Source organism: Dickeya sp. ws52, assembly GCF_007210685.1.
Classification (GTDB): Bacteria; Pseudomonadota; Gammaproteobacteria; order Enterobacterales; family Enterobacteriaceae; genus Dickeya; species Dickeya chrysanthemi.
Genome location: NZ_SZVX01000008.1, coordinates 1 through 18,544 on the forward strand (window position 1 = coordinate 1; position 18,544 = coordinate 18,544).

Consider the following 18,544-nt stretch of genomic DNA (forward strand, 5'->3'; position numbering starts at 1 on the left):
GAGCCAAATTAAAGCACTTCTTGTGATGAAATCATGTCCCTGATTGTACAAAAAACAGTTACGGGACACACCCTAGTGACTCCCCACCAAATCCCCCAACGTTACCATCAACATCATCGGGTCAATCGGTGAAGGCTCAAACCCCACACGTAGGTAAAATTCCCGCGCTTCGTCAGACAGCGCGTGAACCAACATCCCGCGAATGCCGATAGTATCAGCAACCTGAATCACCCGCAGCCCAGCATCTCGTACCAGCGCCCGGCCAATGCCATGACCATGCAATGATGCATCCACCGCCAGACGACCCAGCACCACCACCGGGATCGGATCGGGCATATTGCGGCGAAAGCGTCCGGGCGCAGCGTTTGTCATCATGGCACTGGAGGCCAATGAGTAATACGCCAGCACTTTTGAACCATCGCAACTGACGAAAGTCCTTGATGCGCCAGTGACCTGATTTTTCATCGCCCGCTGTTTCAGCCAGTTATCCATAGACTCCACACCGCAACAGAATGCAGATAGTACATGTTCGGCGTAGAGTGGCTCAGGAGCGGAGATCATTTTTTCTGTTCCCACGGTGCAGGTGTTTGCATGGTTTTACGCAGCGCGGCATTCGGTGAAGGAGCCTGATCCAAGCGAGCAAGGAATTCCTGATAAGCGTCGGGATCTGCCATGATGATGCGCTGATCGATCAACGCTTCCTGTGCAGCGGCACGCGCAGCTTCAAGCACAAAATCAGTGCGATTTTTCCCTCTGGCCTTCGCCGCACGGTCGATAAGGTCACGATCGGCGGGCTTGATGCGTAAATTCAATGTTTCGCGTTTCTTAGAAACGCTGTTCGTCGCTGGCATGGTGTTCCTCCGGCCTACACTCTGGATATTAATCATACAGGCACTGTAACGCTAATGTCATTACGATTTATCGACATCACAGGGTGACAAAAACCGTTTCCTGGTATGTAGTCAACACTAGCTTGTATATCGAAGGTTGGCTCTGGCTGGACTTTTTGCGGTACTTAATCCGATCTTGTGCTGGTTTTTCACTCAATGACATGGTGTATTATTGGTATTAGAGCTATATTGTATATATTCGATATGTAATTAAGTTGTTAAAAGGAGTCAATTCATGATTACACGAGAAAAAGGCTCTAATTTTGAAGTTATTGCAGTCCCTGCAGACAATATCTCATACTTTAAAACGGAAGATGGACATGCTGATATCACCATTTCAGTACCAGACGTCCATGATGACAAGGAAAATCAGGTAGAACTGTACTATGTACTGAAACGCCCTGCCTCCATTGATGACACTGCTTTTAAAGTAGCACTCGAAGCAGCTTTTCGGGCAGTAACTGGTCTGATTCACTCCCCCTCAACCGAACTGGTATGGCGTTATACAGTAGAATCTCAAGTTAGAGACGAGCGAAAGAACACCGGTATAACAAACACAGAACGGCTGGAGAAACTGAAAAACACTATCCTAGATGACAGTGAGTGGTTGCCTGCCCAAGAGGTTTCACGCCGTGCTGGAGCCGGCGGCGGAGTGAAAAATCCCAGCGGATTACCAAATCGCTGGAAACGGACAGGAAAGATTTTTGCTATAACATCAGAAGGCAGAGACCTGTATCCAGCCTATGCTCTGGATATTGGTGGGCAACCGCTGCCACTGTTAAAGAAAATCATCCAAGTGTTCGGTGAAACAAAAACGCCGTGGTCGCTCGCCCTTTGGTTTGGCTCCCCCAATAGCTGGCTGGGTAATAAAAAACCCAAAGACCTCCTGATATCAGCACCGGAACAGGTGCTGGAAGCCGCATTAAGGGCGAAGGAAGGGCCTGTACATGGCTAAGAAAATTAAAACTCCTAGTAAAAACGATAACCTTTTAGCCAATCGGATAACATGGGCAAAGGGAAAAATTATCGAGCGCATCCACTCAACGCAATTTGGTGCGACAGAATTTAACCCAGGAAAAGGGAAAAGCAGGTTCAGTCCCATCAATAACAGTGAGGGAAAAAACATTTCGACATTGTATGGTGGGGAAAGTCTGTTGGTCGCACTGATGGAGACAGTGTTGCATGACCTACCTACGCCCTGCGAAGGCGCACCGGTTGAACTTTCTGCTCTGGACCAACTTACCCGCAGCCAGATATCTCCCAAAGAGGATATTCAGCTTGTTGACCTCAACCCCCGTTTCATGAAGAAACATGGCATCACACAAGCCGATTTACTGGGGTCTTCTGCAGATAACTATCCCGAGACACGCAAATGGGCTGAAAAAATTCATGCGGATAATCCCGAGGCACAGGGGATCCAGTGGTCTTCCAAACAGCATGGCGATAAGGCTGTTATGTTGTTTGGGGATCGCATCAATACTAACGATCTTGACGTTACGATTAATTCCGAACTGGCATCAACGTCAATAGCGGTAAATAACGACCTGAAAATTCTGGCCGATGAAATGGCATTGGTTCTGATCCCCAAGGATTTGGCGTAGATAAAACAAGACTATCGCTTAGTCATTTCATTAAAAACCTAATGCTGTAGACGTAATAGAACCGAAAAAATTGACTGAGTTTATTTTCGAAGAGCAATCCCCGCAGTTTAATTTGCAAGCAAATACGGGTCAACCCATGGGTCTTGACAACAGCCACGGTTAAATTTTATGCTGCATTTCAACTTAATAGAAAGCTGAATGATCCCGAGTCCGGCACCACTATTCTAAAGAACCCGCCCGCAAGGCGGGTTTTTGCTTTTCAGATTACCGCCTCTGCGCCGAACTGCGTTCGATGGCTCGTTTCTCCCCACTGGCCGGCGCGAGGGGCGCGTTGTTCAATGACTGCAACGTTAATTAGCACCAGCACTTATTCAAAAACAGACGCTCAAGGCGTCTGTTTGGTATTTTACTGTCAGTGTATTTTCGAAGCGTTTTTTCTTTAAATACAACTGCCGTTTGAGTTGCTCGTATGGCAATGAACGTACAGACTCAATTTAATTCCCGGAATCCATTCCCCACGACGATTTTATTCGCCGCCAGACTCTTGGTGACTACCGTTCCGGCTCCCACTTTTACGTTATCACCCACGGTAATACCGCCAAGCAGAATGGCATTCGCCCCCAGTTCTACCTGATTACCCAGCACCGGACTTTGGGTAACCTGACCATCACGATTTATCACGCTGCCAATAGTCACACCCTGCCGTAAGGTACAGTTTTCCCCGATAACAACATCGGCATTCAGCACAATGCAGTGCGGGTGATATATTTTCAGCCCAAAACCGATTTGGGCCCGGTGCGGGATCTCCACACAAAACAGCCACTCATTAACCACTTTATTCAGGATAACAAAAGGGATGCCGAACATTCTCAGCAGCGCATTTGATGACTGATAAATGGTAGAAAGACGGAATAGCAGAATGACCAGCTTGGCCTTCAGACTGCCTGCCGTATTAACTTCACGCCACACATGGCCGATATTTTTCAACATATACCTATCTATTTTCCATTCCCTGTTCAACGCACCATGACGGTGGAAACTCGATACCACCCATCAGCCTGTTTGCCTTCGTTGGCAAGATTAATACGCGATACCCCTTTTTTATCCAGCATCGCCACATCAATATTATATTGCCCAGCAGGCAATGATTCCGGTATGGACAATTGGCAGTTGACGGTATATTGCCCTGGTAGCCAGGTGCGAATATCCGCAGCCGTTTTCTCCATGACCATCACGCTATTAGTCTCATTCACCAGACGATAAGCCACATCATATTTCAGATAGATAGGCGCAACACCGTCGTTAAACCATTGGCTGCTCAACGTCAGGCTCTGCCCCATCACTAATTCGGATTCATGCGTCAAAGAAGCCAGGCGGAAACGGTAGCCCAGTTTAGTCAATGCATTATCCACAATATCCCGATATTCCGCCGGTACGATGCGCGATTTCAGATTAATAGTGCTGGCGTGTTGCGCCAGCGCCCAGTCAAACGTCGCCTGTACTTGCTCGCGGGTATAATGCTGGATACTCTGCCACTCGGACATATAACCGCATATCTCCAGACTCACCGGCGATCGCTGCCATGCAGCATTAAAATCCGGATAAATCGCTGCTGCATTTTTCAGCCACTGTGGATAATCATCGTTCATGTGGCTCCAGGTTGCCGAAAAATTATGCCAGTCACCCCAACAATCTGCACGCCATCCCGCACCGTGTTTCACCGCATAGGCCAACGAGTCGCCACCATTAATCAACATCACTTTGGGGCTATTGGGGAACGCAGAAAAATACATATTTACGTACGTATTTAATTGGGGTGACGTATAGCGTTTCAATAACGGCGTAATAGTGGGAAAATTACTGTTATGCCACTCGCCCCATGAACCGACCAGCCCAATATCGATATAAGCCAGATTCGGATTACCGTCATAGCGACGGCCAAATGCGTTAAGTAAACGCTGGCTATATTCAATAAACACCGGATCATCCCAGTCCGGCACAAACGTTTTTTTATCCGGCGTCCATTCGCCCTTGATGCCTTTTTGGATTAACCAATCGGGGATTTTCGAGCCGCTGGCTGGCTCATCAAGCGCCATAAAACGCAACCCGACATTCATTGCCGGCTGATGCTGACGTGCCTGGTCGAAAACGGCATCGACAAGCTGAAAATTATATTGCCCCTCCACCGGCTCCAGTTCGCTCCAGTAAAAGCGATCATACTCGATACCCGTGTCAGGATAATCCGCCGACGACAAAACAGTGCCATTGCCCCTGTTAAAGCTGGCAACGCCAGTGCCCGGATTCGTTAACGGACCACTGAGTCCGCGAGGAGTGACGGTCGTCATTGATGCTTCGGCCACACTCAATACAGCAAATAGCAAACCTCCCAACGCAATCACGTTAAAACGCATTTATGACTCCTTATTTCCACATCAGCAGAAACCGGAGGTCAGTGATCCTTCAGGCTGAGCCACCAATCCCAAATTCCTAAGTGGAAATGTGGGAAAATATCAATACCCAAGGCAGACTTAATCATGTATAGCGTCAATAATGCTGCGAGCGTGCAGAACAACGTGATGAACAGAATCAACGCCGTCAGCAACAGGCGGAATAGCGTCGATTCTTTGCGCGGACGTTTACGGTGGTCCAGACCGAATAGAAAAACGAAGTAATAACGCCGGGTTAAAAAAGGGAAGCTTTTACGCACATCAATCCAATGCATGGAGGCTGCCGTAATCGATAGCACCGCCTGCTCAACGGCCAGCCGTTGTTCCGAAGTCAGCTCCGTGTCGGTTTTTCCATCAAGCGCCTCGTAGAAGCGTTCGATGACTAACGGACGTTTATTAGATTCGTTCACTATTAACCTATTGATTTATTAACTCATTGGCTTATTTACTGCGGTGTAAACGGCCATCGTTTGTTTCGCGATATTTTGCCAATTATACCGTTGTAAATATTCAGAGTAATCAATAGATAACGATTTAGAACGCTGCACGATTTTTTCAGATAAATCTGCCACGTCTCCTACATTGAAATACGTATCCGGCGTTAATTTCACCTCCAGATTGGCTGGAATATTGCTCACCACGGCGGGCAATGAAAATGACATCGCCTCCAGTAGCGCAATCGGTAATCCTTCATGGTATGAAGGCATCACAAACAGTTTAGCCTGTGAAAAGACAGTTTGTAGTTGATGGCCGGTTAAAAATCCCGTTAGCACCACATTCGGGGTTTCACGCGCTAACTGTTTCAAGCGCTCACTATAGGCCGTTGGGTGATCAGCATCGCCAACTAATACTAACGGTATGGTAAGCCCGGATTGTCGATACGCACAGATAAGGTCATGCAAACCTTTTTCTTCCACGAAACGACCGACAGCAACCAAATAATTCTTGGGCTGAAGAGAAAATCGCGACAATGTTTGATGTATGGCTTCAGGTGTTAATTGCTCAGAGATATTCACACCATTATAAATAAGATGTGCATCAGTCCGACCATATTTTCTTTTGATCATCTCGTTAATAACTTCTGAGATCACAATCACTTCATTGGCGTATTTCACCGCCACTTTTTCACCCAGCAACAACACCTTTTTCGCCAGAAAGCCCCATTTTTGGCGTTCGTAATCCGGCCCATGATGCGTAAACACTACTTTTTTACCCAATAAACGCAGCAGCGGCACCACCAGCCCAGGCCCAATGGCATGGACGTGCACTACCGTAGACTTATCGAAACAAGTCGTAAATGCAGCGAGTACCGAATGGACGATGGCCTCTAATGAGCGTTTTTTCGGTGCTAATAACGCGCGTGTTGTTACCCCCCGATAGTGTGATTCTTTATAAGAGACATAAGGTGAACGTGCGAGAACGCAAATATCCACATCAAATTGCTGTTTTATAGTCGGGTATAAATTTTGGCAATGCGTTTCCACACCACCTAACACGTTTGGAATACCACGTGTACCCAGAACGGTAATTTTAGTCGTCATATTATTTTTCGTTGATGATTTCCTGATAAAGCGCTAATAAAGATGCTGTGTGTTTATCGAGTGAATATTTTTCGCTAAGGCGCTGGCGCGCACTCAATCCCATTTTTTGGGCTTTTTGTGGATGCAACGCCAGGTCATCCAGCACATCGGCCAGTGCCTGAACGTTACCCGGTTCAAATAAAACGCCGTCGATATTATCGCGGATTTGCTCGGGAATACCGCCAATACGTCCGCCCACTACCGGCTTGGCGAATGCCATCGACTCCAGTACCGACATTGAGCAATTTTCATAATATTCGGAAGGCACAATCACCGCGCGAGCCTGTTTAATCAGCGTATTAAGCTCTGCACCCTGCTGTTTATATCCCAGGAATTCCGCATTCGGAAACCGGGCGACCAGGTCGTTATACAGCGGCCCATTTCCGGCTATCTTCAGCGGGATCTTATTGCGCATCTGCTGATGAGCCTGAGCCAGCGTAGCAACGCCCTTTTCCCGGCTCAAACGGCCAATAAACAGAAAATAACCTTCATCTTCTACCGTCTCTTTGGTCAGGTCATCATCAATACCGTTAACAATGACCTCAATACGCGCATTCGGCAACTTGCGAATTAACTGGCCTCGTAAAAACTCGCTGGGCGAAATAATGACATCCAGCGCCTGATAATTCCGGGCAATGTTCTGCCAGGCGGCTTCTAACGAGAGCAGCAGGCTTTTCGAGGCAATCCCCTGCTGGCAACGGTATTTAAACGCATTGAATACCGAACCGGTTAAACAGGCATCACAGACTTTCCCATCACGCAGCATCGTGTATGAAGGGCAGATAATTTTATAGTCATGTGCGGTTAATACGGTTTTGCAGCCAAACTTCTTGGCGACATGAATTAACGACGGCGTCAGCTGATGGTAGATATTATGAAAATGAACGATATCCGGCTTTTCTTTACGTAATAACGCCAGCAATTTTTTACATGCCTGCGAATTATGAATAAAGTTAACCGCCGTTTTTATTGCCCCCGCAACACCGCTATGCTGATGGTAATCCACATTATCGACAAAGTAAGCGGCATAATCCGACGGGAAATTATTTTCATGCTGCATAGAGAAATCGACGACCTCAACCCCGGCCGCTTTCAGCCTCTCGCTTTCCTGAAAATAAACCGTTTCCGCCCCACCTTTGATGTAGAAAAATTTATTGACCAATAATACTTTCATTATGCCTGCCTATTCCTGAATAACCTTGCTGTCTGGCGGCGTCATCGGATTACGCATTGGCCGGGTTAACCCTTTGACCAATCCCGCAGAAAAGACAGCCAGGTTCATCACGCTGTGTAACCCATTCAGTAATGACCGATTCTTGATGGTTTTTAACGCCACAAAAGCCAATAACGGCAACAGCGCCGCGCTAATAACACCGGCGTTAAACGTCAATATCGCCAGTAACAACGCCACCAGATAAACCGCGAAGATTGCTTCATTTTTAACAATCTTTAATGCTTCACGAAAATGAGGCGTCCCCCAGGCACTACGTAAAAGTTCACCCGGCGCCCACAGGAAACCGTTTTTCCAGCGGTATCGCAGCATGGTAAACGTCGGCATGGTGTACGATGTGTGGCGGAAATAAGGCACATTCAGGCGATGCAATTTATAGCCGGCAGAGAGTAAACGCATACCTAATTCCGCTTCTTCATAACCATGCAAGCTGCGGTTGGTGAGATAACCGATTTTCTCAATTGCCGCACGACGGTATAAACCGCCGCCGCCTAAATGACCACAATCACCTAACGGATATATTTTATGAATGCGTTGCTTACGGGACTTAAATTCATAATTTGCCGCGCCATCCATCTCTACTGTGCCTGCTACGCCGGCGTAATCGGGATGGTTTTCCAGAAATGCGATACCGTGCTCAATAAACCCTTCCTCCAGCTCCATATCGCCATCCATCAACAGCAGATAATCTCCTTCGCTGTAGAGATAACCCAGTTGATGCCCCACGCCGCAACAGCGTTCAGAGGGTTCCGTCAGCGATACCACGGTAACGCCTTTAGCGCTGGCCAGTTGCTGGGTGTTATCGGTGGATAGGCTATCGGCGACAATAATTTTATGAGGGTAATCCGCAATATGGCGGCGAATACTGTCGATGGTTTGCTCAACGCATTCCGCCTCATTAAATGTTTTAATGCTCACTGAAATAAAAGGTTTATCACTCATACGATTTCCCGATATAACGGCGGACAGAATGACGAATCACCAGGCTGGAACCTAATGACAAATAAAAAAGGAATTGCAACATGGGAATAATCATTAAGATCTGACTATACGGCAGACTCAACAGGCAACCCACGGCAAAAACATTAAACGCCGGGGAGAAGCTCAGCAGTCGTAAATCATTTCTGTCTAGCGTATTACGATCCAGTACCGGTTTTGGCTGCGCTATAATCAGAATATAAATAATTAATCCGATAAAAAAGAGCGTTCCCACCACGCCCACTTCCCATAGCAACACGCTTAATGATGTCGAATCAATAATCAGGTTATAGATTATGTTTAAAAACCCGGGAGACACGGCACTGCCGCTATTTGTCGCATTGAGCCCATAGCCGAATAAGGTGCCGGAAGGCCCCCACATATCATGATTTTTTAGCCAAAAGAATATTGTAGTCAGGCGCCCAAGCTCTCCTGACTCCATAATATAATTGGTATCAAAAATATAACCTAAAGAATCCAAAAATACGCTGGCGGCGCTTTTTGTCGGATCACTACCAAATGCCGAGGAGTACCCCGATGCTAAAATCGTAATCGCCACGGTAATCAGCAATGCCATACCGATAAAAATCAGCAAAATCGCTTTCAGATTAACGTTATTCATGCCTTTAATGTAACCGGGCATCAGCCACACCCAGGCCAGTAATAACGGTGAAATCAGGATCACGAATTTCACTTCCCCCAGAATGCACAGGCAAAAGCCCAGAATGATATGCAACGCGGTAGATTTAAATGACGACAGCCCATGCTTAAATTCCGACACTTTCAGCAGCATAATCAGCAGGCAAAATAACCCCATCGCCGCCGTATTGCCGCCCCCCATAGGATCGCCGCCAAACGTACCGACCACCGAGTCCCACTTTTCATCTTCACCACGCAAGGCTACCCGTTTAGGCAAAACGAACAGCACCTGATAAATGACAACCGGAAACTGTGCGTAAAACACCCAATACAACCGACAAGTCACGCGATATATTTGCGACTCCCGGCAGAAACCCAGCAACAGGCAAAACATGAGAAGCGATAGCGCAATCTCATTTTTAAAACCAACGATCGTGACCGTTATTCCACCTTGCAACAGCGTAGAAACACCGGCCATAGCCAGAAAAGAGAGATAAAGCGTGATAACCATCAGCTCCTGCGTATCCAGCCGCAGCGCATCATAACGGGTTTGCATAATCAGCAACCCGGTCATAACCAGAACCAATACAAAGGGCAGCCACAACACCGCCAATACACCGGTGAAATACTGCGTCAGCCCGCAGAACATCAATGTAATAAAAACATAGCCCTGCAAATATAACCCGGTATTCAAGATCATGATGCCATCATCATATTCTTCAACGAATTGGCACGTTTATTCACGGTTAAATAAATGAATGAATAACGAACCAACGTCAGTACTGAAAAAATAATCAGGGATGTAGCATAGTGATTATAAAAATAAGGGACAATCACAAAAGCAATCAATACAATCGCTAATTGTTCCAGCTGAATACGTAAAAAATAACGATGAGAGCCGAAGATTAACTCGATCACCGTCAATGGGCAGATAGCCAGCGATGGGAATAAATAAGGTAACATATAGCGCGAAGTAGGAATAGAATTGATCCACTCTTCGCTAAAAAAAAGATTCATTACCAACGGATAGAAGATAAACACCCCTAATGTACAGACAATGCCTGACACCAGCAGAACCAAACGAACCTTTTTAAACTCGCTATAGTTAAATCGCTTATTTCTGAAATCAGCGGACCATGACGAAAAAATAGAGTTACGCACCGCATTACCGATGATCACCACCGGAGACAGGCAAAAACGGCTCACCACCGAGAAATAACCGGCGGTCAACGATGAGAACCAAAAATTGATCAGCATGATCGGTAAATTATTATTTACCATCGCCAATACTTCTGCACTGCCGACCTGGGTAAGGTGGTGGTAATGCTGAGTAAAGAAAGCCGCATTACGTTGAAGGCTAAAGTGCCCGAACGTAAGCGTGTGAATATTAAACGAGCGTAAAATACACCCGCTGATAAGCACCATCATGCCGCCGGCCCAGCTCCAATAAAATGCATCGGTGTGCGAAGTCAGCATGATCGACAACACGACCACCACCGAAACAGAGAGTCGCTGAAAGGCCAGAAAACGGTAATTCCCCACACGCAGCGACAAATTCTCGGCAATCAACACTAACGCATAAGCAAGCGTAAGCAGATAGAGAAAGAAGACGTTTTGCTGGAAGATCCAGCCGGTCAGCGCCGCGTAAGGCGCGGCAATCACCAGACTTTGCAGCGTACTGAATACCACACTCTGCGCCAGCTCGCTGTCCTGCTGTTTTGGGATCAGCAATTGTGATGCAAACGTACACACCTGCGCCCCGACCAGCACGATGCTGTAGTTCAGCGCATAAATACCCACCTCAGCCATATCGTATTTATGTGAAATCAGCCAGATGGACAACGCGCCAATCAGTTGCGACAGCACCGATGAACCCGCAATGGTCGATACGCTTTTCAGTAAACTCATAGATGCCCCGTGCTGTTGATAAGCGCAGTCATGTGATGATTCAGGGAACGAATTCCCTCTTTGGTTTCCAGATTTTTATCCGTCACCCGGTTCAATACCGCACCGATCAGCACCGTCTGATGGTGCTGTACTTTCTCAAGTGCGCTCAGCACCTCGCCCGTGCGCCACGTACCGGCTTTTAACACAAACATCAGCCCGTCGATGACCCGGTTAACCAGTTGAATATCCTGCGCCTGATTTGCGGCGGCCACGTCAATAACGATGCGCTGATAACGCGCACGCAACGCCGTCATCAATGTCACAATCTGCTCCGAAGAGAGCATCAGTAAAGAGGACATCTGCGCATGGCCCCGCGGCAGAAAACTTAAATTCTCGCTGATCGGCACCAGGGCGGACTCCAGCAGCGAGAGATCGCTCAACAACTCAGCCACGCCAATCGCCGCTGGCGGCGCCAAATCTTGCGTTAACCCGTTGCCGTTAAAGAAATCCAGATCGACAAGCAACGTTTTTTGGTCGGCGCTGAACGATGTCGCCAGCACATGCGCCAGCAGCGAGCGGCCTTCGCCCTGCTCGGTAGAACCAATGCCGATCACCTGGCAAGACGGATGCGATAGCAAAATGTGGGTTCGCATACTGTGGACGATATCCGCATCCAGCGGCGACTCCGTGATCAGGCGCGCAACCTGCTTTCTGGCTAATCCATTGGCAAAATTTCGAATTTCTCCCACCGGTGTGACGTGCAGGCGCTTTTTCATCTGGCTGATGTTGTTGATTGAATTATCCAGCGCCGCCTTCACGATGAAATACACTACCGAGAAGATCAGCGTCAGCATGACGACCATCACCAGCAGCATCGCTTTATTCGGTTTCGACGGCCGATCCGCCGGTACGGCGGGGTCGTACAGCACCGCATCCGGCTCTAAATAGTTGCCGGCGAGCGCTTGCTCTTTTGCTCGCTGGTAGAGCGCTTTATAGAGTTCTTTCGTTTTCTCAAGCGTAGTGGTCAGGTTGTTGTACTCATCACGTTTAGACGCCAGCGTCTGGAACGCCGCCTTCTGTTGTTCCAACAACTGCTGGTAGTATTTTTCATCCCTCAGCGCCGCCTGATATTGTTTATTCAACCCCGACTCCAGTTCGAGGAGCACGGTGCGGGTCTGCTCTTCAATCGCCTGAACCTGGGCTTCAGCCTCGAGGATCTTGGTATGCTTCATGCCATAGCGCTTGCGCAAATCGTATAAAGACCGGCGCGCCTGAATCATCGCGATACGCAAATCCTGAATTTGGGCGTGATTTGAAATATCGGGCAGCGAGATCACATTTTCCAGCGACTTGCCCGCATTCAACCGCACGCTGTTGTAGTTGGTTTCCGCAGCGATGCGACGCTGGGTTGCATCGGCAAGCTTGGTCGTGACGATACCCAATTGTTCGGTTTCGAACCCGTCAACGCCACGAAACGTCAACAACCCTTCCCGTTTCAGAAACTGGTCGATGGCGGCCTGTTGATCGACGACCTGCTGCCAGACCTCTTCCATCTGTTTCTGGTTCAACGCACTGGCTTTGAGCGTCTTTAGATGCTTCTGCTTCGCCGTATAGTTAATGAACGCCTGCGCCACGCCATTCGCCACTTCAGCCGACAGCTCAGGCGATGCCGACTCGTAAGTGATGGTGGCGAGATGAGTGGTACGTACGCCGTTAATCGTCAGGTTTGGCAACATCGTTTTTAGCGTGCGCTCGACCTGTTGCTGTTCATCGCCGGTGTCTTCGCCGTCTTTTGCCGCCTCACCGCCCAACGCTTTGTTTTGATAAAGATGGATATCCCGTACCGCTTGTTCCAGCACAATGCGCGACTGCATCAGCGCATACTGGGTTTCGTAATAGCCGCTGCGGGTGGAATCGTAACTATCGACCTGCGGTAAAGGCGACACGTTGTCCTGTTGCGCTTTCAGCAGGACCGTTGCCGTCGACACATACTTGGGCGTGATCATGCTAATCAGCGGATACGCCGCCACCGCCGCAATCACCCCGGACAGAATGACCTTCCAGCCGTTCTTTTTGAGCGCCTGGGCAAATCTGGAGAAATCGATAGTACTTTCCAGTTTTTTGCCGCTTTCTACGATAGATAAGCTCATGGTCAGAAAAAGCTCATACCGACAATCACGGTATCGCCAGGATGAACGCTGTATCTTACATCAACGTTTTCAATTAGTTGATTACTCTTCGACAAGCGAATGGCGATGTCTTTGCGGTCTGCGCGGTCGGTAAAGCCGCCGGCCAGCGCCAGTGCTTTTTCAACGTTCAACCCCGGCTCATAGCTATAACCATTCGGTTTTTCCACTTCGCCGGTGATATAGAACTTACGAAATTCAGCGACACTGACCGTCACCATCGGGTTTTGCAGATAATCGCCGCGCAGGCGACGAGTCAGCTCATCACTCACCTGCCCAGGCGTTTTTCCTTTCAACACCAACTGACCAATATAGGGAAAAGTAATGGCGCCGCTTTTATCCAGTATGAATTTCATCGTCATTTCAGGCTCGCCATACACCAGAATATTGACGGCATCGCCTTCATCTAACTGATAGCCGATGGTTTCATTATCCGGTTTATCCATCTGTTGCGAACCGGACAGCGTGCATCCGGCCAGCAGAGCGCTCAGGCACAGAAAAATGCACAGTTTTATTATTCTCACGTTAGATCTGTACCTTAGTTGTTAACATTATCAGAGCGTTATCATGGCCCAGCGTTCTGATGACCTGGCGATTCACATCAGGGCCGATAAAGAAAGAATCGGTATTTTTATTGGAATGCAGCGTGTTCAGTTGATACTTGACTTCAATGTTAATAGAGGGCCTGAAGCGATAGTTCATCGCGAAGGTGAATACCCGGTTCCAGTCTTTACGATCATCCAGATAATTCTTGTAATCTTCCCGCTGGAGTGCGTAATCCAATGTGGTGGAAAAGCGTTCTGCCAGCCAAAAATGCTGATAAGAAAGGCCGTACTCCGACACCATAATATAACCGCCGACTTCCGTCGGGTCTTTGATACGCTGCGCCGTATGTGCGGTAAAAATAGACTGTTTAAGCGGCTTCCATTCAGCCTGCACGTCCCAGTTGATTCCACTAAAATCTTTGGCGTTTGGATTATTATTAAACGTTTTGTATAACCAGGACAAATTTGCATCAATGCGGGTTTTGTCTGTCAGGCGCGACTTAACGCCGTATTCCAGATAATACTCATCATTGTCTTTTTTCGAATCGATTTCATAACGGCGCTGGCTGTTAATAATACGGTAGCTAAAGCGCGTCGTCGGTGAATATTGGTCGGAAAGCTCGGTAAGTAAACGGTTCTCGTGCCATTCCTGACCGAGAACATAATTATAAAAATCGAGGTCGGTATTTTTAATCTCACTGGTATTTCCCAACCGTAGTTTTCTAAACAGTAACGCAACATCCGCTTTACCTCGCCCGCCGGGCGTACCATAGCTGTAACGTAATTCACTGTTAAAAAGCCGGGTACTCAATGGCGAGTGAATACCAAAATCGCGCAACTGTTGTGGCTGAAAACCTTCCGTAATACCCCGCCCGCGAGCTTCATGCCCGAAGGAATCATCAAGGCTGAGTGCTAACCCATGCTTCTGCCCATAACGCCATTCGCTATTAATACGAAGGAGATGGTCAGCATAATTATCTGCCGGGTCGCTCTCGTACCGACGATAATCGCCGGAATACATCAATAAATATTGGTCCTGATAACGTTTACCGATAGCTTTAAACGTTGGCTTCATACCCTGAAAATCAGAATTTATCCTGTCTCGATCATCAGCCTGAGACGTTATGTTATTCTCATGCCCATAATCCAGACCAAGCTGACTCTGAAAATCAATACCGGCAATGCCAATATGCGATTTGGGCGTCAGCTCCGCCCAGGAAGAAGAAGGTATTATCATTCCTGCGGCGATGATTAATTCAGTACGCATTCTCACCGACAAAGCCTTTGAAAATGGTCTTAAAAATAATCTTGATATCCAGCCAAAGAGACCAGCTTTGAATATAAGCGATATCGTAGTACACCCGCTTTTCCATTTTATCGAGCGTATCAACCTCTCCACGATAACCATTCACCTGTGCCAGCCCTGATATCCCCGGCTTCACCTTATGGCGAATCATGTAATTTTCGACCAACTGCCGGTACTGCTCGTTATGCACGACCGCATGGGGACGAGGCCCAATAATTGACATCGTTCCTTGTAACACATTGAAAAACTGTGGTAATTCATCCAGCGACGTGCGACGCAGAAAGGCGCCGAACCGGGTGACGCGCGGGTCGTTTTTAGTCGCCTGTTTTACCACGTCGCTATTCTCCATCACGTGCATTGAGCGAAACTTCCACACTTTAATTTTATTACCGCTCAAACCGTAACGATCCTGTTTGAAGAACACCGGCCCGGGAGATGTCAGCTTAATACCGATGGCAATCATCAGCAGCAAGGGTGAAATCAGTAAGGTAATAATGCCGCCGATAAGCAAATCTTCCACGCGTTTGATCACAGACCCGATGCCGTCAAAAGGCGACCTGAAAATACTGATGGTCTGAATATTATTGATGGAGCGAAGTTGCGATACATACGAACTGTAAGAATAAAGATCGGGAATGATGTAAGTATCCACGGTGGTATCAGACATCATTGACAGAAAATAGCGAATACGTTTTAAGGCGACCATCGGCAGCGCGATATAAATCTCATCAATGCGACCGGACTTGGCTTCCTCTACCAATGCGCTGACCTTGCCTTTAAATTCGCTTTTTGTCAGATAGCCGAACCGGGAAGGGTGGCGGTCATCATAAAAAGCCAAATCCAATTGCATATTGGCATATTCTTTTAGCAACGCTTTTTCCGCCGCCAAACCGCCTGGCGTTAACCCTACAATCGCGACACGAATTCGCTTTTTGGCCATGCATTTGAACGTAATTAAACGCATCAGATAGAGAATGCATAACGAAAGGGTATACCAGTACAGCGTCGCGGAAAAATAGATATTATCGAGACGATGCAATAACCCCAGCGAGTACAATGTACCGGCATATCCCCTGACCATTTCGACAAAAGAAATAGACAATAATGCGGTACCCCAGAGTCTTCGCTGAGCACGAAACTGTATGTTCTTAAGTCGATGGTGATATAAGCCGCTGTACTCCCCGATAAGCAAAAAGGAAGTAGAAAATAGCAGACTAATCATAATGACATCATCGAAAGCGCCCATTAAAAATAGCCTGGCGCTCACTATCAATGTCAAATTGATTGATAAGAAATCCATCAACTTAATAACGAAAAAGTCATTTCCATAGGAAATTTTTATCTGATTGCTAGACACTTTTTAATCATAGTCCATTAGATTTTATCACTGACACTTCCCCGTCCGGCATGATATATCACGTAAAAAAATTTTAAAATGCCAATCGGAAAAATCGCAAAAAAAATATATTGGAACAAGCAAAATTTCCAGAGTTTCATACAATGTTTATTAAATTAAATACATAAATGATCGTGTTAGTTATTCATTTTAAAATCATTAAATTAATCATTATTTGCATTAATAATGATATTTTCTGAAATTATTTCACGAGACCTGATTGACGATAACGGAGTCGGGCGAGAAGGTAGGAGAGTAAAAAGGTAGGAGAGTCATAAGCCCTGATCTGAATAGGCGTCATTAGCGCAGTATTGTGAGGGCTTCGGGTACTGCGGCGCCAACACGGCAAGCAGAATAGCCTGATGGGATAAGGCTCTCAATCGGTGGGCCGCCGCCCGATAACAGCGGCCCACCGCGGTACATCAAACGTGACTCAACGCTGTAATACCCGGCCTATTTGCCATATTCACAGCTGAGCTGCGTCCATCGGCGAGCCTGTTCGCTCAGGGTAAAGCCCAGACCGTGGCGATCCGACACCCACATACGCCCGTCGCGCAACTCGAGCTGTTCGTTAAACAGCGGGTTGAGCCATTCAAAGTGCTCCAGCCAGGGTTCCAGCGGGTAAGCGGCGGCCAGGTGCAAATGCACTTCCATGGCAAAATGCGGCGCCAGCGTGCGGCCATGTTTAGCCGCCAAATCCATAATTTTCAGGAACGGGGAAATCCCGCCGACGCGCGGTGCATCCGGCTGTACAACGTCACTGGCGTTGCCCAGAATCAACTGTTCATGTTCGCGGAAACTGGTGAGCATTTCGCCGGTGGCGATCGGCGTGTCGAGTGCCGCGGCAAGCTGCGCGTGGCCTTCCACATCGTAGGCGTCCAGCGGCTCTTCAATCCAGACCAGATTGAATGACTCCATCTTACGCCCCATGCGGATGGCCGTTTCCCGATCCCATTGCTGGTTGGCATCCACCATCAGCGGGAAATCATCGCCCAGCGCTTCACGCACCGCGGTCAGACGGCGAATATCCTCTGCGGTGTTGGGTTGCCCGACTTTCAGCTTGATGCCGCCGATACCGCTTTCCCGCGAGAGCGCCACGTTTTTCAGCACCTGTTCCAGCGGAGTATGCAAAAAACCGCCGGAGGTGTTGTAGCATCGGACCGAATCCCGGTGCGCGCCCAGTAATTTCGCCAGCGGCAATCCGGCGCGTTTGGCTTTCATATCCCAAAGCGCGATGTCGATAGGAGAAATAGCCTGCACGGCCATGCCGCTACGCCCCACCGAGGCACCGGCCCACAGCAGCTTGCTGTAGATTTTATCGATATCGTTTGGGTCTTCCCCCAGCAAATTATCGGCAATCTCTTTCGCGTGCGCATAAATCCCCTGGCCGCCCGCGCGCTTGGAGTAGCTGAACCCCACGCCTTCAAACCCGTCACGGGAACGAATCTCTGCGATAATAATCGCCACTTCGGTCAGCGGTTTCTGACGCCCGGTCAATACCTTGGCATCACTCACCGGCGTTGCCAGCGGCAAAAACGCCAGCGAAAGCTTAACCCACTCAATACGGTCGCCGGTTTCCGCCGCCGTTTTAACGCCGGTAACGCTGGCATAGGAAACGGCATCTGAATTCGCACTTAACGACATGTCATGGCCCTCATCGATAAAATGTTTGCGCTAACATTAATAGCGAAGATATCGATGAAGCACCACCATAGCGAATCTATTTTGTACAAACGATCACAATCCAGAGATTTCTGTAGAAATGCATAAAAAATGATAGCGCAAACATAAAAACGTTGCCGCATCAAATCGGATACAAACCTCCCCCTTGCATATGCCGCGCGCCAGGCTGGAAAAA

At 48.0% G+C, this 18,544-nt stretch carries 17 protein-coding genes; 2 read left to right on the forward strand and 15 right to left on the reverse strand.

The genetic code is table 11. The annotated features are described in order from the left end of the window. Positions 1-72 precede the first annotated feature (72 nt). Entirely contained in the window at positions 73-561 is a 489-nt protein-coding gene (locus FDP13_RS09145) for a GNAT family N-acetyltransferase (protein WP_143839268.1), read from the reverse strand. Then, positions 558-851 carry a DUF1778 domain-containing protein gene (locus tag FDP13_RS09150; RefSeq protein WP_143839365.1) on the reverse strand — a complete coding sequence of 98 codons (294 nt, stop codon included), beginning with the start codon at positions 849-851 and terminating at the stop codon, positions 558-560. Before FDP13_RS09150 ends, FDP13_RS09145 begins: the two co-directional genes overlap by 4 nt. 274 nt (positions 852-1,125) lie before the next feature. Between FDP13_RS09150 and FDP13_RS09155 the strand changes: the two genes are divergently transcribed. Together FDP13_RS09155 and FDP13_RS09160 are read left to right on the forward strand one after the other, a co-directional pair. Continuing rightward, positions 1,126-1,845, forward strand: coding sequence for a hypothetical protein (locus tag FDP13_RS09155; protein ID WP_143839269.1), 720 nt, complete (start codon positions 1,126-1,128; stop codon positions 1,843-1,845). Beyond that, the gene (locus FDP13_RS09160; RefSeq protein ID WP_143839270.1) at positions 1,838-2,491 is read left to right on the forward strand and encodes an RES family NAD+ phosphorylase; all 654 of its coding nucleotides are present in this window, start codon (positions 1,838-1,840) and stop codon (positions 2,489-2,491) included. The genes FDP13_RS09155 and FDP13_RS09160 overlap by 8 nt, the downstream gene beginning before the upstream one ends. A 489-nt stretch (positions 2,492-2,980) precedes the next feature. On the opposite strand, the gene FDP13_RS09165 is transcribed toward FDP13_RS09160, so the two are convergent. The 13 genes from FDP13_RS09165 to FDP13_RS09225 form a co-directional block, all read right to left on the reverse strand. Next, positions 2,981-3,481, reverse strand: a complete 501-nt coding sequence (locus tag FDP13_RS09165) for a serine acetyltransferase (protein WP_015847874.1) — start codon at positions 3,479-3,481, stop codon at positions 2,981-2,983. Between the two features lie 26 nt (positions 3,482-3,507). Then, on the reverse strand, positions 3,508-4,902 hold the full coding sequence (locus FDP13_RS09170; protein ID WP_143839271.1) for a DUF4832 domain-containing protein: 1,395 nt from the start codon (positions 4,900-4,902) through the stop codon (positions 3,508-3,510). Positions 4,903-4,940: 38 nt separating this feature from the next. After that, on the reverse strand, positions 4,941-5,348 hold the full coding sequence (locus FDP13_RS09175; protein WP_033575816.1) for a membrane protein: 408 nt from the start codon (positions 5,346-5,348) through the stop codon (positions 4,941-4,943). An 18-nt stretch (positions 5,349-5,366) separates the two neighbouring features. After that, positions 5,367-6,479, reverse strand: a complete 1,113-nt coding sequence (locus tag FDP13_RS09180; RefSeq protein WP_143839272.1) for a glycosyltransferase family 4 protein — start codon at positions 6,477-6,479, stop codon at positions 5,367-5,369. A 1-nt stretch (position 6,480) separates the two neighbouring features. Further along, the gene (locus tag FDP13_RS09185; RefSeq protein WP_027713183.1) at positions 6,481-7,692 is read right to left on the reverse strand and encodes a glycosyltransferase family 4 protein; all 1,212 of its coding nucleotides are present in this window, start codon (positions 7,690-7,692) and stop codon (positions 6,481-6,483) included. Positions 7,693-7,701: 9 nt separating this feature from the next. Then, on the reverse strand, positions 7,702-8,691 hold the full coding sequence (locus tag FDP13_RS09190; protein ID WP_143839273.1) for a glycosyltransferase family 2 protein: 990 nt from the start codon (positions 8,689-8,691) through the stop codon (positions 7,702-7,704). Beyond that, positions 8,684-10,066, reverse strand: coding sequence for a hypothetical protein (locus tag FDP13_RS09195; protein ID WP_033575819.1), 1,383 nt, complete (start codon positions 10,064-10,066; stop codon positions 8,684-8,686). The genes FDP13_RS09190 and FDP13_RS09195 overlap by 8 nt, the downstream gene beginning before the upstream one ends. Next, on the reverse strand, positions 10,063-11,274 hold the full coding sequence (locus FDP13_RS09200) for a lipopolysaccharide biosynthesis protein (RefSeq protein WP_143839274.1): 1,212 nt from the start codon (positions 11,272-11,274) through the stop codon (positions 10,063-10,065). The genes FDP13_RS09195 and FDP13_RS09200 overlap by 4 nt, the downstream gene beginning before the upstream one ends. Beyond that, positions 11,271-13,403 carry an exopolysaccharide transport family protein gene (locus FDP13_RS09205; protein ID WP_143839275.1) on the reverse strand — a complete coding sequence of 711 codons (2,133 nt, stop codon included), beginning with the start codon at positions 13,401-13,403 and terminating at the stop codon, positions 11,271-11,273. The genes FDP13_RS09200 and FDP13_RS09205 overlap by 4 nt, the downstream gene beginning before the upstream one ends. A 2-nt stretch (positions 13,404-13,405) precedes the next feature. After that, positions 13,406-13,963: a polysaccharide biosynthesis/export family protein gene (locus FDP13_RS09210; protein WP_143839276.1), complete on the reverse strand. Its 558-nt coding sequence runs from the start codon at positions 13,961-13,963 to the stop codon at positions 13,406-13,408. Between the two features lies 1 nt (position 13,964). Continuing rightward, positions 13,965-15,251, reverse strand: coding sequence for an outer membrane beta-barrel protein (locus FDP13_RS09215; RefSeq protein WP_143839277.1), 1,287 nt, complete (start codon positions 15,249-15,251; stop codon positions 13,965-13,967). Further along, complete coding sequence (locus FDP13_RS09220) at positions 15,241-16,647, reverse strand: undecaprenyl-phosphate glucose phosphotransferase (protein WP_143839278.1); 1,407 nt, start codon at positions 16,645-16,647, stop codon at positions 15,241-15,243. Before FDP13_RS09220 ends, FDP13_RS09215 begins: the two co-directional genes overlap by 11 nt. A gap of 492 nt (positions 16,648-17,139) precedes the next feature. Continuing rightward, positions 17,140-18,330: an L-talarate/galactarate dehydratase gene (locus FDP13_RS09225; RefSeq protein ID WP_015847886.1), complete on the reverse strand. Its 1,191-nt coding sequence runs from the start codon at positions 18,328-18,330 to the stop codon at positions 17,140-17,142. Positions 18,331-18,544: the final 214 nt, after the last annotated feature.

What these genes read in the sequence shown, in the direction of transcription:
- FDP13_RS09170 (WP_143839271.1), bottom strand. Translation starts at nt 4,902, where the DNA reads ATGCGTTTTAACGTGATTGCGTTGGGAGGTTTGCTATTTGCTGTATTG.
- FDP13_RS09160 (WP_143839270.1), top strand. Translation starts at nt 1,838, where the DNA reads ATGGCTAAGAAAATTAAAACTCCTAGTAAAAACGATAACCTTTTAGCC.
- FDP13_RS09150 (WP_143839365.1), bottom strand. Translation starts at nt 851, where the DNA reads ATGCCAGCGACGAACAGCGTTTCTAAGAAACGCGAAACATTGAATTTA.
- FDP13_RS09205 (WP_143839275.1), bottom strand. Translation starts at nt 13,403, where the DNA reads ATGAGCTTATCTATCGTAGAAAGCGGCAAAAAACTGGAAAGTACTATC.
- FDP13_RS09165 (WP_015847874.1), bottom strand. Translation starts at nt 3,481, where the DNA reads ATGTTGAAAAATATCGGCCATGTGTGGCGTGAAGTTAATACGGCAGGC.
- FDP13_RS09200 (WP_143839274.1), bottom strand. Translation starts at nt 11,274, where the DNA reads ATGAGTTTACTGAAAAGCGTATCGACCATTGCGGGTTCATCGGTGCTG.
- FDP13_RS09225 (WP_015847886.1), bottom strand. Translation starts at nt 18,330, where the DNA reads ATGTCGTTAAGTGCGAATTCAGATGCCGTTTCCTATGCCAGCGTTACC.
- FDP13_RS09190 (WP_143839273.1), bottom strand. Translation starts at nt 8,691, where the DNA reads ATGAGTGATAAACCTTTTATTTCAGTGAGCATTAAAACATTTAATGAG.
- FDP13_RS09180 (WP_143839272.1), bottom strand. Translation starts at nt 6,479, where the DNA reads ATGACGACTAAAATTACCGTTCTGGGTACACGTGGTATTCCAAACGTG.
- FDP13_RS09195 (WP_033575819.1), bottom strand. Translation starts at nt 10,066, where the DNA reads ATGATCTTGAATACCGGGTTATATTTGCAGGGCTATGTTTTTATTACA.
- FDP13_RS09155 (WP_143839269.1), top strand. Translation starts at nt 1,126, where the DNA reads ATGATTACACGAGAAAAAGGCTCTAATTTTGAAGTTATTGCAGTCCCT.
- FDP13_RS09185 (WP_027713183.1), bottom strand. Translation starts at nt 7,692, where the DNA reads ATGAAAGTATTATTGGTCAATAAATTTTTCTACATCAAAGGTGGGGCG.
- FDP13_RS09215 (WP_143839277.1), bottom strand. Translation starts at nt 15,251, where the DNA reads ATGCGTACTGAATTAATCATCGCCGCAGGAATGATAATACCTTCTTCT.
- FDP13_RS09145 (WP_143839268.1), bottom strand. Translation starts at nt 561, where the DNA reads ATGATCTCCGCTCCTGAGCCACTCTACGCCGAACATGTACTATCTGCA.